The sequence below is a fragment of the Archangium violaceum genome, assembly GCF_016887565.1.
Classification (GTDB): Bacteria; Myxococcota; Myxococcia; order Myxococcales; family Myxococcaceae; genus Archangium; species Archangium violaceum_B.
This window is the reverse complement of record NZ_CP069396.1, coordinates 6,578,602-6,592,768: the sequence shown is the minus strand read 5'-3', so window position 1 is coordinate 6,592,768 and position 14,167 is coordinate 6,578,602. Positions and strand designations below refer to the sequence as shown.

Annotated in this window: 11 protein-coding genes; 2 read left to right on the top strand and 9 right to left on the bottom strand. The window is 69.4% G+C overall.

Features of this window, described 5'->3' with window-relative positions; all coding sequences use genetic code 11:
• Window position 1: 1 nt before the first annotated feature.
• From xylB to JRI60_RS26475, 5 genes are all read right to left on the bottom strand, one after another.
• Window positions 2-1,450: a xylulokinase gene (gene xylB / locus JRI60_RS26495; RefSeq protein ID WP_204228661.1), complete on the bottom strand. Its 1,449-nt coding sequence runs from the start codon at window positions 1,448-1,450 to the stop codon at window positions 2-4.
• A 40-nt stretch (window positions 1,451-1,490) separates the two neighbouring features.
• Entirely contained in the window at window positions 1,491-2,513 is a 1,023-nt protein-coding gene (locus JRI60_RS26490; protein ID WP_204228660.1) for an ADP-ribosylglycohydrolase family protein, read from the bottom strand.
• Window positions 2,510-3,247 (bottom strand): lysophospholipid acyltransferase family protein, encoded by a 738-nt coding sequence (locus JRI60_RS26485; RefSeq protein ID WP_204228659.1) that lies wholly within the window; start codon window positions 3,245-3,247, stop codon window positions 2,510-2,512. Before JRI60_RS26485 ends, JRI60_RS26490 begins: the two co-directional genes overlap by 4 nt.
• 52 nt (window positions 3,248-3,299) lie before the next feature.
• Window positions 3,300-3,788, bottom strand: coding sequence for an SMI1/KNR4 family protein (locus JRI60_RS26480; protein ID WP_204228658.1), 489 nt, complete (start codon window positions 3,786-3,788; stop codon window positions 3,300-3,302).
• A gap of 175 nt (window positions 3,789-3,963) precedes the next feature.
• Window positions 3,964-5,526: an FG-GAP-like repeat-containing protein gene (locus JRI60_RS26475; protein ID WP_239470740.1), complete on the bottom strand. Its 1,563-nt coding sequence runs from the start codon at window positions 5,524-5,526 to the stop codon at window positions 3,964-3,966.
• Between the two features lie 301 nt (window positions 5,527-5,827).
• On the opposite strand from JRI60_RS26475, the gene JRI60_RS26470 reads away from it, so the two are divergent.
• Window positions 5,828-7,138 carry a hypothetical protein gene (locus JRI60_RS26470; protein ID WP_204228657.1) on the top strand — a complete coding sequence of 437 codons (1,311 nt, stop codon included), beginning with the start codon at window positions 5,828-5,830 and terminating at the stop codon, window positions 7,136-7,138.
• A 48-nt stretch (window positions 7,139-7,186) separates the two neighbouring features.
• On the opposite strand, the gene JRI60_RS26465 is transcribed toward JRI60_RS26470, so the two are convergent.
• Window positions 7,187-8,302 carry an MFS transporter gene (locus JRI60_RS26465; RefSeq protein WP_239470739.1) on the bottom strand — a complete coding sequence of 372 codons (1,116 nt, stop codon included), beginning with the start codon at window positions 8,300-8,302 and terminating at the stop codon, window positions 7,187-7,189.
• Window positions 8,303-8,536: 234 nt separating this feature from the next.
• Between JRI60_RS26465 and JRI60_RS26460 the strand changes: the two genes are divergently transcribed.
• Window positions 8,537-10,930: a glutamine--tRNA ligase/YqeY domain fusion protein gene (locus JRI60_RS26460; RefSeq protein WP_204228655.1), complete on the top strand. Its 2,394-nt coding sequence runs from the start codon at window positions 8,537-8,539 to the stop codon at window positions 10,928-10,930.
• Between the two features lie 229 nt (window positions 10,931-11,159).
• On the opposite strand, the gene JRI60_RS26455 is transcribed toward JRI60_RS26460, so the two are convergent.
• The 3 genes from JRI60_RS26455 to JRI60_RS26445 are packed head-to-tail and all read right to left on the bottom strand — an operon-like array spanning window position 11,160 to window position 14,148.
• Complete coding sequence (locus tag JRI60_RS26455; protein WP_204228654.1) at window positions 11,160-11,903, bottom strand: hypothetical protein; 744 nt, start codon at window positions 11,901-11,903, stop codon at window positions 11,160-11,162.
• Window positions 11,900-13,561 (bottom strand): serine/threonine-protein kinase, encoded by a 1,662-nt coding sequence (locus JRI60_RS26450; protein WP_204228653.1) that lies wholly within the window; start codon window positions 13,559-13,561, stop codon window positions 11,900-11,902. The genes JRI60_RS26455 and JRI60_RS26450 overlap by 4 nt, the downstream gene beginning before the upstream one ends.
• Window positions 13,562-13,611: 50 nt before the next feature.
• A complete protein-coding gene (locus JRI60_RS26445; protein WP_204228652.1) occupies window positions 13,612-14,148 on the bottom strand; it encodes a Dickkopf N-terminal cysteine-rich domain-containing protein in 537 nt (178 codons plus the stop codon).
• Window positions 14,149-14,167: the final 19 nt, after the last annotated feature.

Genomic DNA, 14,167 nt, shown 5'->3' with positions numbered 1-14,167 from the left:
TTCACTCCTTGAGCGCTGGGTACAGCCGGCGCCAGCGCGGGTACTCCTGGGCATAACGGTGGACGAGCGCCGGATCGGGCTCGACCGTCCGGGCCACGGGCGGTGGCACGGCGAGCGTGAACGGGTCCTCGCCCGTCGCCGCGAGCCGGCCCAGGCGGGCGGCGCCGAACGCGCCTCCGAAATCCCCCTCCGCGTGCACGTCCAGCGGCCGGTCCAGCACGCTCGCGAGGATCTTCAGCCACAAGGGTGAGCGGGAGCCACCGCCCACCGCCGAGGCACGAGCCACCTGTGTACCCGCCTCCGAGAGGACGCGCAGGCAGTCGGCGAAGGCATAGGCGACGCCCTCCAGCACCGCCTGTGTCAACGCCGTGCGTCCGTCTCCGTGCGCCAGTCCCACGAAGGCGCCCCGGGCCGAGGCGTCGTTGTGCGGCGTGCGCTCGCCGGACAGGTAGGGCAGGAACTTCACCGGAGAGGGAGCCAGGACGCGCTCGCCCAGGGCCGCGACCAGCGAGGGCGCCGGTTCGCCGAGCAGCGAGGACAACCACTCGAGACTCGCGGCGGCGGAGAGGATGACGCCCATCTGGTGCCAGGTGCCGGGCACGGCATGGCAGAAGGCATGCACCGCGCCTCTGGTGTTCGGTGAGAAGCGGGCGTTGGACACGAAGAGCACGCCCGAGGTGCCGAGCGACACGAAGGCCTCGCCGGGCCGTACCGCGCCGATGCCGACCGCGCTCGCCGCGTTGTCTCCCCCGCCCCCGGCCACCACCGGAGCGCGTGTCATGCCCCAGCGCCGGGCCAGCTCGGGCCGCAGCCGGCCGGAGGACTCCGAGCCCTCCACCAGCCGCGGCATGTGCGCGAGCGTGAGCCCCGTGGCCGCGAGCAGCTCCTCGGACCACGTGCGGCGGGCGACGTCCAGCCAGAGCGTCCCGGCGGCGTCCGACATGTCGGAGACGTGATCGCCGACGAGGAACAGCCGGAGATGGTCCTTGGGCAGCAGCACCTTGCGCGTCTTCGCGAAGACGTCCGGCTCGTGCCGGGCGACCCAGAGCAGCTTGGGCGCGGTGAAGCCCGGCATGGCGATGTTGCCCGCGATTTCCCGCGAGCGGGGACAGCGCCGCTCCAGCTCGTGGCACTCGGCCTCCGAGCGTCCGTCGTTCCAGAGGATGGCCGGACGCAGCGGCCGGTCATCGGCGCCGAGCAGGGTCGCGCCGTGCATCTGGCCGGACAGGCCAATGCCCTCGACGGCCGAGAGCTCCACCCGGTGGGAGGCGGCGAGCTCGTCCAGCACGCGCTCGCAGCCATGCACCCAGGCGTCCGGATCCTGCTCCGACCAGCCCGCGTGCGGCCGGGCGACCTCGAGGGCCGCGCTGGCACTCGCGACGATGCGCTCCCGGTCGTCCACGAGCACCGCCTTCACGGACGACGTTCCCACATCGATGCCGAGGTACACGCGTTCTCCTCCCCTCTTCCGCGACCCGAGGCGCGCGGGCTCAGCGCGCGGCAGCCGCGAACCGCCTGGATAGCCTCTCGAGTCGCTCTCGCGCGAAGACCTTTTCGTAGTCCGAGGGGAACTTCACCTCGCCATGCAGGAAGGTGGACATCGTCGCGACGATGGAGCCGATGCTGTCGCTGTCGCCTCCGAGCTCGACGGCACGGAACACGCTCTCGGGGAACCGGTTTTCGAGCAGGAAGGCGCCATAGGCCATGACCAGGGTCTCGGGCGCATGGAATCCCGCCTTCGGGGCGGCCGCGAGAATCACTTCGCGCGTCAGGGGGCCGTGCTCGAGCGCATCGGTGAGCGGGCGGAGGATCCGGCTGGTGACGGGCTCGGCATCCAGGCGCCGTTCATACCCGAGCGCATCGGCATGGGCCTTCAGGAGGATCTCCCTCGGAGCCGACGAAGAGGACGAGCCATCCTCCATCGCGAGAAGCCGCGACAGGACGTTCCTGTGCACGAGGCTGCTGACGACGGCCTCGGGAGCCGCGTGGGTCATGCGCGTCAGCGCGATGGTCTGCTGTTCGGCCGTGTCCAGGGGGGTGGAACGAGCCTCCTGCCAGTAGACCAGGGGCGCGAGCTTCATCAGCACGCCATTGCCAGCACCCTCTTCCTGCCCGGAGGCAGAGGGCTCCACTCCCCGCATCAACCGTTCAATGCTCTGGGTCGTGCTGCCCCCCCAGCCATTGTTCTTGTTGACGGTGACGATGGGTGGCACGAGGTCGGGATTGGAACTGGCGCCTTTGACGTGGGCATAGGCGGCGACATGCCATCTGGCCATGCTGGCCAGGTCGAAACCATCCGCCTCGATGAGGCTCAGGGCAACGGCCAGGCTCAAGTGGGTGTCGTCACTCCACGTGCCCGCCGGGTACTCCCCCAGATAGGGGTTCGTCCGTGTGTCCTCGAGGCGATCCAGGCTTCCTGGTCGCAGAGGGGGCTTCTTTTCATGGGGCAACCCGGCTGCGTCTCCGTACGCAACCGCCGGTAGGAGGTGCTCGCCCGCGGCATGTCGTTTCATCCGGATCGCTCCTCGTCGAGACGGGCTTTCTCCCGGACCATGAGGTCGCGCACGTGCTCGCGCAACGTGACCACATCGGAGAAGGCACGTGGATCCACCGGCTCCAGGACGCGGACTCGGCAACGGGCCCGGTATTTCAACAGCAGCCCGTGCTTGGGCAGGGTGTCGCCCGTGCCGGTGAGCACGATGGGAATGAGGGGGCAGCCCTTGGATAGGGCCAGGCGGAAGGCGCCGTCCTTGAAGGGCTTGAGCTGATCGTCCGGCGAGCGCGAGCCTTCGGGGAAGAGGAGCACTGGGACTCCGCGGTCCAACCAGCGCTCGCACTCGGCCATCATCCTCGCGATGCTCTCCTTGTCCCCTCGCACCAGTCCCACGTAGCGGTTGAGGTACATGTTCCAGCCGAGGAACGGCACCTTGAAGACACTGGCCTTGGAGACCCATTTGAAGGGCCGGTAGAGGCCGTAGAGCACGAGGATGTCGCCCAGGGACTGGTGGTTGGACACCAGGACCGCGGGCCCATGCCAGGGCAGGCGCTCACGGCCTTCCAGCCGCACGCGCCAGCCGGGGTTCACCCAGATGTAGAGCTGCGCCCAGGCACAGGAGAACAGGTGCAGCACCCGGCCGTCGCGGTCAAAGGGCCACGCCACCAGGAAGACGACGAGCCCCACGAAGAAGAGGACGGCGGAAGTCGCCGCGAAGAACGACCAGAAGAGCACCGAGTGGATCCAGCGCATGGCACCTCGTCCCCGGACATGCCGTGGGACAGCCTCCGCCCGTGGAAGACAATTACGTCGTGGAGCTCCGTTTCCCCAGCCAGTACACAGGGCGTCGAGAGTGCATCGCCGCCTCCAGAAACTCCGAGAAGGAGTTGGCGACTGGCCCGCAGTACTCCGGGTTCGGCCACGCCTCGTGGTAGCCATCCATCAGGGGGTAACGCTCATTCTCCTGTCGGCTCACATCCACCAGGACGTAATCCCCGTCCTGTACATCGCAGAGGGTATACATCGAAGCGGGACCCCACTGGTCATCATCCTCCCCGTAGACGGCTACCCGTGCTCGAACGATCTTGGACAGTGGAAGGATGCGGTAAGGGGTATCCGGCAGCCGTTCAATCAGTTCCGCCCCATTGCAATGCAGGTAGAAGGCCCGCAGGTCCGCGTCCAGCCGCCAGCCCACCCGCCGCTCGAACTCCTCGATCTGCTCGGGTGTGGCGGGCGGATAGGGAAAGTGGTCACGCGTGACCTCTTCGAGCAAGCGGCTCATGAGTGTGGCCATCGTCAGTTGTCCGTGTAGCTTCTCACGCCTGAAGGTGGAGGGGCGGGCCTTCGCCGAGGATCCACGGCGGTGCCATGCCCGGTCATTGCCATGACCCGCCCCCTCACCATCGTTCCCCGTTGAGCCGGGCACTCCGACTTCTACCCCTGGCTCATGCGTGAACGATCCTCGGGAATCAGTCCAGGTACTTGGCCACACCCGCGCTGCCGAAGCCGATGATGTCGGCACGGCCGTTACCATCGATGTCCGCCAGGGTGCGCGGGTGCATCTCCACGCGCCAATTTCCAGCACCGTAGCCGAATTGCCCCAGCCAGAACTGGGACGGGGTGAAGCCGGTGCCGGTGGACAGCGCGACATACACGCCCGCTTGGCCAAAGCCGACGACATCGGCACGGCCGTCTCCGTTCACGTCCGCCAGGGTGCGCGGGTGCTGCTCCACGCGCCAGCCCCCGGCGTCGTAGCCGAAGTCCGCCAGCCAGAGCTGGGGGGCGGTGAAGCCAGTGCCCGTGGACAGTGCGACGACCACGCCCGCATTGGCGAAGCCGACGATGTCCGCACGGCCGTCTCCATTCACGTCCACCGCGGTGCGCGGGTGCAGCTCCACGCGCCAGGTGGAGTTGTAACCAAAGTCCGCCAGCCAGAACTGGGATGGGGTGAAGCTGGTGCCGGTGGACAGCGCGACATACACGCCCGCTTGGCCAAAGCCGACGACATCGGCACGGCCGTCTCCGTTCACGTCCGCCAGGGTGCGCGGGTGCTGCTCCACGCGCCAGCCTCCGGCGTTGTAGCCAAAGTCCGCCAGCCAGAGCTGGGGGGCGGCGAAGCCATTGCCCGTGGACAGCGCGACATTCACGCCCGCATTGGCGAAACCGACGATGTCCGCGCGGCCATCACCATTGACGTCCGCGGCGGTGCGCGGGTGCAGCTCCACGCGCCATCCCCCGGCGTCGTAGCCGAAGGCCTGCAGCACGAGCTGGGAGTTGTTGAAGCGGCTTCCCGTGGACAGGGCGGTGTATACGCCCGCGTTGCCGAAGCCAATGAGGTCGGCACGGCCGTCACCGTTGACGTCCGCGGCGGTGCGCGGGTGCTGCTCCACGCGCCAGCCCCCGGCGTCGTAGCCGAACTCCTGGCTCCACAGCGCGCCACCGTAGAGCTGGACGACGCCCGCGATGTCGGTCGCGCTCAGCTGCCCGTTCCCGTTCCAGGCCGGGTTGCAGTAGTTCATCACCGACTGGAGGTCCCAGGCACCAATCATCAGGTTGCCGTTGGAGCCCTGCGGGGGCTCGGTGCAGGTGGACGGCCGGTCCGGGCGGTTCTGCTCGTGCGCGAAGCCGAGCGCATGGCCGAACTCATGCACCGCGATGGCCCGGATGCAGAACTCCCGCTGGGACTGGCAGACCGGGCTCCAGTTCGCGAAGGTGAAGTTGAGCTCCATGCCGTTGACGTAGCCGTCCAGCCGGCTGCCGAGCTGCTTCACGTGAGGCCCCGTGTCCGCGACATTGATGCGGATGCCGCGCGAGGTCGAGGTGCACGCGCCCCAGCCGACGAAGTCCACCGCCGAGACTCGTCCCCACGTGCCTTCGGCCGCATCCTGCACCCAGGCCCGCTCGGTGGCGTTCGTCGTCGTCGGGTTCTCCCAGCAGACGCTGATGCGCGGAGAGCCCCAGAGCGACGTGGTGTCGACGTAGAGATCGCGCGTATCCGTCGCGAGGGTCTTCTCCTGCTCGACTGACGCCACGGCTTCCTCGCTGGCACCACATCCAGAGGCGAGGAGGGGTCCCGACAACGCAAGGAGGAAAGGCAGGACTGCGTGAGTGGCTCTTCTCTGCACGAGGTTCTCTCTGTTCTGTTCTGGGGCAGGTCTGTCCGGCCCCGGCGGGAACAAAGCAGAAATCTCGTTGGTCGAAGCAGCAATCAGAGTCGCGCATTGGACACGTCGCGGTAACTCGGCCCGGCCAGCGCATGATCCTTGTAGTAGGCGGCGTGCCTTCGTAGCGTGTCAGCCCCCCACTGACCTGACCGCATGACCCAGGGAAGCCATGAAGACTGCTCGACTCGCCGCATTGATCGTCTCGGGGGGAATCTGCTCGGCCACTCACGCACTGGCCCAGACGACTCCCGGCACCGGTGATGCCACCTCTCCGGCCGCCACCCAGCCCGCTCCGACCCCTCCCCCGGCCGTCGCCACCCCGCCCGCCCCCGCCGCCGGGGACGACGAGAACATCTTCCGGTTCTACGGCACCCTCACCCCGCGCTTCATCATCTCCAACGCGGCGGTGGAGTCCTTCAACCAGCCCAACGCCTCCGCCATCACCGCCGCGGGCAACCCCGCCTACTCCAACTTCCCGAACGCGACCCGCCACTCCTTCCAGGTGGCGCAGTCGCGCGCGGGGTTCTGGCTCAACGAAAAGGGGCCGCTGCGGGCCCAGCTCGAAGTCGACTTCGTGGACTTCACCAAGGCCACCCCCACCGTCGCCAGCCTGCCCCGCCTGCGTCTGGTCCACGTGGACTACACCTTCCATCCCGGCCACACCGTGTCCCTGGGACAGGACTGGGATCTGCACGCCCCCATCAATCCGCACGGCATCAACCTGGTGGGAGCGCTCTTCCAGGCGGGCAACAGCGGCTTCATGCGCCAGCAGTTCAAGTACCTCTACAGCACGCCGAGCTTCGAGCTGGGCGCGGCGATCGGCTTCCCCGCCCCCAACGTCACCGCCAAGGACGCCGTCCTCGAGATTGGCGCCCTGCCCACCCTGGCGGTGCGCGGCACCTACAAGTTCGGCAAGAGCCGGGTCGGTGCTTCCGCGCTCGCCACGCGGCTCCCCTTCAACTTCAGGGCCGCGGACCAGCGCTACGCCGCCGCCTTCGCCGCCACGCTCTTCTCCGAGCTCGCTCCCTCCGACAACACCAACCTCCGGGTGGAGCTCAACTTCGGGCAGAACTCCGCCAACCTCGGCCTGCTGTCGCTGGCCCAGGGCCGCGCCAGCGATGACCTGCGGGAGCTGGGTGGCTTCATCTCGGTCCGCCAGGTGCTGACGGGCATGCACGCCGTCTACGGCATGGCGGGCTATCAGAAGGTGCTCGATGCCTCGAAGGTGGTGCCCAGCTACGACTACCCCGCCGGAGCCCCCATCGGCAGCGCCACCCTCTCGGGCACCGGTCCGGGCATGGTGCACAACGGCACGGTGCGCGTGGGCTACGAGCTCAAGCCCTCTCGCAGGCTGGCCTTCGTGCTGGAGGGCTTCCTCTTCCAGTCGCACTTCCGGCAGCAGGCGGCGGATGTGGCGGCGGGGATCGACCCGGACCGCACCGCGCTGGGCCTCGAGACGGGCGCCATCCTGAGCTTCTGAGCCAGGGATTGGCGCTCCACCCGCGGCCTCCCCTCCCCGAGGGGAGGCTCAATCCGCCTTCCTGGAGCCGAGGATCGCCACCCCCAGGCCCAGGCAGGCAATGAGCGTGAAGGAGCCGCGCAGGCTCACCACCTCCGCGATGAAGCCGATGAGCGGCGGTCCGATCAGGAAGCCCAGGAAGCCGATCGTCGACACCGCCGCCAGCGCCACCCCCGCCGGAATCGTCTTCGACCTGCCCGCCGCCCCGTAGACGAGCGGCACCACGGACGACACGCCGAAGCCCACCATCAGGAAGCCCAGCAACGCCGTGGGCAGGCTCGGCAGCAGCACCGCCGTCATCAGCCCCACCGCGATGAGCCCGCCGCTCAGCTGGAACACCCGCCGCAGGCTCAGCCGCTGCACGAGCCCGTCCGCCAGGAAGCGCCCCGTGGCCATGGACGCCGTGAACACCGCGTACCCCAGGCCCACCTGGCCCGGCTCGGCATGGACCACCCGCTGGAAGTACACCCCGCTCCAGTCGAACATCGCCCCCTCGCAGATCATGCAGCAGAAGGCCAACATCCCCAGGCCCCACAGGGACTTGTCCGGGAGCGTGAGCAGCTTCCCCTCCGGGTTCCGCCCGGGCCCGTCCGGGAGGATGAAGCTCGCGCTCGCCGCCAGCGCCGCCAGGAGCAGCCCGAGCGTTCCCACGAAGTGCGGCAGCGGCGCCACCCCCCAGCCCATCATCGCCGCCCCCACCCCCGCGGCGACGAATCCCGCCAGGCTCCACAAGCCATGGAAGGACGCCATCACCGAGCGGCCATAGAGCGCCTCCACCCCCACCGCCTGCGTGTTCACCGCGATGTTCACCTGGTTGCCCGCGAAGCCGAACAGGTAGAGCACCCCCATGAGCCCCGCGAGGCTGTCCACCGCGCCCAGCCCCGTGAGCACCACGCCGTAGAGCACCATCGCGCCGAGCACCACCTGCCGGCTGCCCCGCTTCGCCACGAGCCAGCCCGCGAAGGGCAGACTCGTCATGGAGCCCGCGGGCAGGGCCAGCAGGGCCACCCCCAGGGCCGCCTCGGACAGGCCCAGCCGCTGCTGGATGGTCGGGATGCGCGACGCCCAGCTCGCGAAGCACAGCCCCTGCAGGAAGAACAACGCCCCGACCGCCGCGCGGTGCACGTGGCGGGGATGCCCGGTAAGTCCGCCCTGGTGAATCATCTCAGCCCCGCCGTGACATGGCTCGCCCGGGAATGCAACCGCTTCGTGCGTCCAGCTCTCGTCCGGAGCTCCCTCGGGCGCCCTGGACCCCGGGCCCTCCCTGCCCCCCTCCCGGGCAACCGGCGGCCCGCGCTCCCCTGCCCTGGCAGCAAAGAAGCGTCTTGGGTCGAGGAGAAGAAACGTTACATTGGCACCATGAGCAAGTTGCCTGTGGACCTGATTCCCGCGCCAGAGGCCCGGCGTGTGGCCCCCAACTTCATCACCGAGGTGATCGACGCGGACTTGAAGGCCGGGCGGCACGTCAGCGTCGTCACCCGCTTTCCTCCCGAGCCCAACGGCTACGCGCACCTCGGGCACGCCTTCGCCAGCTACCTGGACTTCATGACCGCGCTGGACTACGGCGGCGTCTGCCACCTGCGGCTGGACGACACCAATCCGGAGGGCGAGACGCAGGAGTACGCGGACAGCATCATCCACGACATGAAGTGGCTCGGCTGGGACACCTCCCGCCTCTTCTACGCCTCGGACTACTACGAGCAGCTGTACGGCTACGCGGAACAGCTCATCCGCAAGGGCCTGGCCTACGTGGAGAGCGTCAGCGGCGAGGAGATGGCGCGCCTGCGCGGCACGGTGGACAAGCCCGGCACGCCCAGCCCCTACCGCAGCCGGAGCGTCGAGGAGAACCTGGAACTGTTCCGCCGCATGCGCGCCGGCGAGTTCAAGAACGGCGATCACGCCCTGCGCGCGAAGATCGACCTGGCGAACGCGAACTTCAAGCTGCGCGACCCGGTGCTCTACCGCATCCTGCACGCGTCCCACTACCGCACGGGAAACAAGTGGTGCATCTACCCGATGTACGACTTCGCGCACCCCATCAGCGACGCCATCGAGGGCATCACGCACAGCATGTGCAGCCTCGAGTTCATCGACAACCGAGCCATCTACGACTGGCTCATGGACAACCTGTTCCCCCAGGCGCAGACGGGCCGCATGCCGCCGCGCCAGTACGAGTTCGGGCGGCGCAGCCTGGAGTACACCGTCGTCAGCAAGCGCAAGCTGCGGCGCCTGGTGAGCGAGAAGATCGTGACGGGCTGGAATGATCCGCGCATGCCCACGCTGAGCGCGCTGCGCCGGCGAGGGGCGACGCCCGAGGCGGCGCGGGCCTTCGCGGCGCAGATCGGCGTGAGCCGCACGAACCGCACGGTGGACCTCGTGGTGCTCGAGAACGCCATCCGCGATGACCTGAGCGCGCGCGCCCCCCGGGTGATGGCCGTGACGCAGCCGCTGAAGGTCACGATCCTGAACCTGGAGGCCGAGCGCACCCTGAGCCTGTCGTACTGGCCGCAGGACGCCGTGCGCGAGGGGGGAGATGGGCGCGTGCCGCTGCCCAACGGCGAGCGGGTAGCGCCCGAGCAGGCGGTGCGCGAGGTGCCGCTCACGCGGGAGATCGTCATCGAGCGCGAGGACTTCAGCGCGAATCCGCCCAAGGGCTTCAAGCGGCTCACGCCGGGCGGGACGGTGCGCCTGCGCGGCGCGGGCATCATCCGCTGCGACGAGGTCATCACGGGCGCGGACGGCGAGCCGGCCGAACTGCGCGTCACGCTGCTGGACGAGGACGCGAAGGCGAGCGGCGTCATCCACTGGGTGAGCGCCACACGCGGCGTGAGCGTGGAGTTCCGCCTCTTCGACCGGCTGTTCACCGTGCCCAACCCCGACGGCGAGGTGGCTCCTCCGCACGATCCGGAGCAGCCGAGCCACGAGGACGAGACGAAGCCGCTCAACATGGACTTCCTGAGCTACGTCAACCCGAAGAGCCTGGTGGTGACGCGCGGCATGGTCGAGCCCAGCGTCGCGCGCGATCCGGCGGACACCCGCTACCAGTTCGAGCGCGTCGGCTACTTCTGGAGGGATCCGGTGGACAGCCGCGCCGATGCTCCCGTCTTCAACCGCATCATCACGCTGAAGGACACCTGGGGACGCAAGGAGGAAGGCGCGGAGCCCCGGGCGCAGAGCAAGCCGAAGGCCGAGAAGAAGGCGGACGCGGCGGCCCCCGTCCGGGCGCCGCTCTCCAGCGAGCAGGAGCCCGTGTTCGCGCGCCTGCGCGAGCGCGGGGTCTCGGAGAACGACGCGTACCTGCTCGCGCGCGAGCCGCAGCTCACCGCGTACCTGGAGGGCGTGAGCGATGCGCAGCTCGTGAGCCTCGCGCCGTGGGTGGTGAACGATCTGGCCAACGCCATTCGCGAGGGCTCGAACCGGGTGGCCCGGGCGGACCTCGCGGCGCTGGTCGGGCTGGTGTCGGAGGGCGGAATCAGCGCCCGCATCGCGAAGGACGTGCTCGCGGAGGCGCAGACTTCCGGCGAGGCCCCCGTGCGCATCGTGGAGCGCAAGGGCCTGCGCGTCGTCAGCGACGAGGGACAGCTGCGCACCGCCATCCAGGGTGTCCTGGACGCCAATCCCGCGAAGGTCGCGGAGTACCGCGGCGGGAAGAAGGGCCTGATGGGCTTCTTCACGGGACAGGTCATGCGCGCCACCAATGGCCAGGCGGACCCCAAGGCCGTCGCGCGCCTCCTGGGCGAGTTGCTCGGCTGAGACGTTGACGTTGTTGGTGCGGCGGAGGTCGTGCGGAGCGTTTCCGCACGGCCCTCCCTACGTACTGAGCCAGGTAGAGAGGGTCGGCTTCCGGGCGCGAGTTCAAGCAACTGGTCCGATAGTCAGACCAGTTCGAGCCGAGTGCGGCCGGAAGGTCCTCTCTCGCTGGCAGGACCACAGCCGACTATGTCCAAAAGCTTCGCGGGCAGTCGACTAGATGGCACGGCGGTCAGTTTCCGTCCTGGGCGCCGCGAAGCACCTGCTCCTCTGGCGTGAAGACGAGCCCGTCCAGCACGCCATAGGCGTAGAGCGCGGCGAAGGCATACGCCCCCACCAGATAGGAGACGTTGAGCCCCCGGGCCGTGGACGCGTCCTCGGGGGTGTACTTGCCGTCGGGGCCGCGCAGCGCCAGCGCCGTGCCGAGCGAGACCGCGGACACCACGAAGGACGTCCCCTGCGTCACCGCCAGCACCGTGCCCTTCGTCTCCCGCTGGTGCACGAAGTGGCCCACGCCAAAGGGCACCAGGTACCAGCCCCGCGAGGGCGGCTGTCGTCGCGGCTGGAGCGCCAGCTCCACCTCCGAGGGCTGGGGACGCGCCGGGGGCTCGAGCACGGGGCGGCGGCGCCGCTCGGCCAGCTCGGAGATGCTCGCCGAGTGCAGGCCGCGCACCCGCTCCACGAAGGCGATGAAGTCCGGTGGATAGAGCAGCGGGTCCAGCTTCACGCCAGGGCTCGCCGCCAGTCCCTGGATCACCTCGCGCTCCGCGCGTTCCGGATCCTCCTGCGCGTGGAACGTGGCCGCCAGTAGCAGGTGGGCCTCGGCCTCCTCGGCGGTGTCGTTCAACCGCAACGGGTAGAGCAGCGCTTCCAGCTCGGCGCGGGCCTTCGTCATTTCTCCGGCCTGATACGCCTCGCGGGCCGGCTCCAGCACCGGGGAGGACGACAGCACCAGGGACACCACGAGCGCCATCATGGCGAGGCCTCCTTGCACTCCCGCAGGGTCAGCTCGCGCGACACCGACTCGCCCGCGAACACCTGAAGGACTTCCTCGATGGGAGCACACATCGGATTTTCCAGGCGCAGCCGGTGCGTGCCCGGCGACAGGCGCAGCTCGCGCACCCGGGGCGTGTAGCCCCGGCTCTGCCCATCCACGAACACCTCGGCCCAGGGGCGCACCACCACGCGCAACGTCGCGGGCACCTGGGACTCCGGCGAGGGCTCTCCCGTGACAGGAGACGACGCCGCTGGAACAGGAGGCGATTCCACCGGAGGCGGACTCGTGGGGCGGGCGGCCGGGGGCTCCGTCCGCTTCGGCGGGACCGGGCGAGGCGTCTGGGCCCGAGTGGCGCGAACGACCGGCTCCGCGGGATCGGGAGTGGCCTTCTTCTCCGGGACCGGCTCTGGAACTGGCTCGGAGATGGGCTTCGGAACGGGCTCGGGGGCGGGGGTTGATGGGGACGCGCGCTCGGGAGGAACAGGAGCCGTCGCCACGACCTCCTCCGGCACCACGTCCCGGTGTCGTGCCCAACCCCAGATGCCAAGAATCGCGAGGAGGCCCACCAGCACTGCGCCTCCCACGAGCGCCCGCGAACGGCGTGCCGGCGGACGCGCGCGCAGCAACTCGCCCACCTCGGCGGAGTCCGGACGGAGCGCCAGGGCCTCATTGAGCAGCTTCGCGGCCCGAGCCCCCTCCCCCTTCGCGAGCAACGCGCGGCCCGCGCTCAGCAACCGCTCGAACTGGACCTCTCGCCACCGCGCGGCCTCGCCCACCGGATCCCGGAAGAAGTTACGAGAGACCTCGGCGGGAGGTCCGGCGATGTGACTCACCACCTCTTCCAGGAGCTCGGCCAGCTCCGCGCCGTTCTGGGGCCGGTCGCGTGCATCCCGGGCCAGGCATCGGGCCACCAGCTCGCCCAGCGGCTCGGGCGTGCCGGGCACGACATCCACGAGCCGGGGCGCGTCCCGCGTCATCACCGAGGTCACCAGGTGCGCGCTCCCCTTGCCCGCGTGCGGCGTCGTCCCGGCGCACAACTCGAAGAGGAGGACTCCCACCGCGTAGACGTCCGAGGCCGGTGAGAAAGCGCCCGTATCCAGGCGCTCGGGTGCCATGTACGCGAGCGAGCCCGTGACGGTGCCGGTGCTCGTCAGCCGCTCGTCATCGGCCACCGCGGCGATGCCGAAGTCCGCCAGCTTCAATGCTCCGCTCCGGGACACGAGCACGTTCTCCGGCTTCACGTCCCGGTGCACCACGCCGTGTGCGTGCGCCTCGCCCAGCGCCTGCGCCAGCGTCCAGCACAGCACGGCCGCCACCTCGGGCGGCACGGGCGCGAGCCGCTGCGCCAACGCGCGCAGGTCCTCGCCCTGCACCCACTCGCACACGAGGAAGGGCCCCCGGCGGGCGTCCTCGCCGAAGTCGTGAATCTCCAGCACGTGGGGGTGCTTGATGGAGGCCACCAGCTCTGCCTCCCGGCGGAAGCGCTCGGCGCGGCGCCCATCCTCGCCCGGATGCATCACCTTGACCGCCACCCGGCGCGCCAACCTCGTGTCCCGGGCCAGGAAGACCGTGGCCATGCCTCCTCGCCCCAGCTCCTGTTCCAACTGGTAGCGGCCGGCCAGCAGTTCGTCCGTCATCTCGGGTCCATCCTACGAGAGCCCATTTCACCCCAGCAATCACCCACTGATCATGGCAGGCGGCAGACGTGCAGCGTGCTGTTCGTCACCTTCTGGCACGCCCCCGTTTCACCTCCACACTCCGTGTCGGACGTGCACGGCTGGTGACATCGTTTCTCTCCACTCCCGGAGAGCGCCACGCAGAAGCCACAGCGGCCGCAGTCGGTGGAGCCGTCGCAGTAGTCACCGAGCTTCGTGGGGGCCCCTTCGGAACAGGCCTCGACGCATTCCCTGTCCGGAGCGCACTGGTAGCCCGGCCGGCAGCGACCGCCCAGGCAGCCCAGCTCACAACGGCCCTCCACACAGGAGGCCAGGTAGGAGCACGTGAAATCTCCCGTGCACGACTGGGTGACCCGGGGACCTGGCTCACAGTGGTTGTCCGAATAGGCGTCGTCGCAGCGCTGTCCCTCCGGACAGTCCTGGTCCTTCACGCACGCCCGCGGTCCCGCGTCGGTGTCCAGCGGCGGCTCCCGGACCTCGATGTCCAGAGGACAGCCCAGCACGGTCACGAGAGCGAGCGGCACCACGAGTCGGACGAGTCGGTGCATGCAGTGCACAGGAATACTC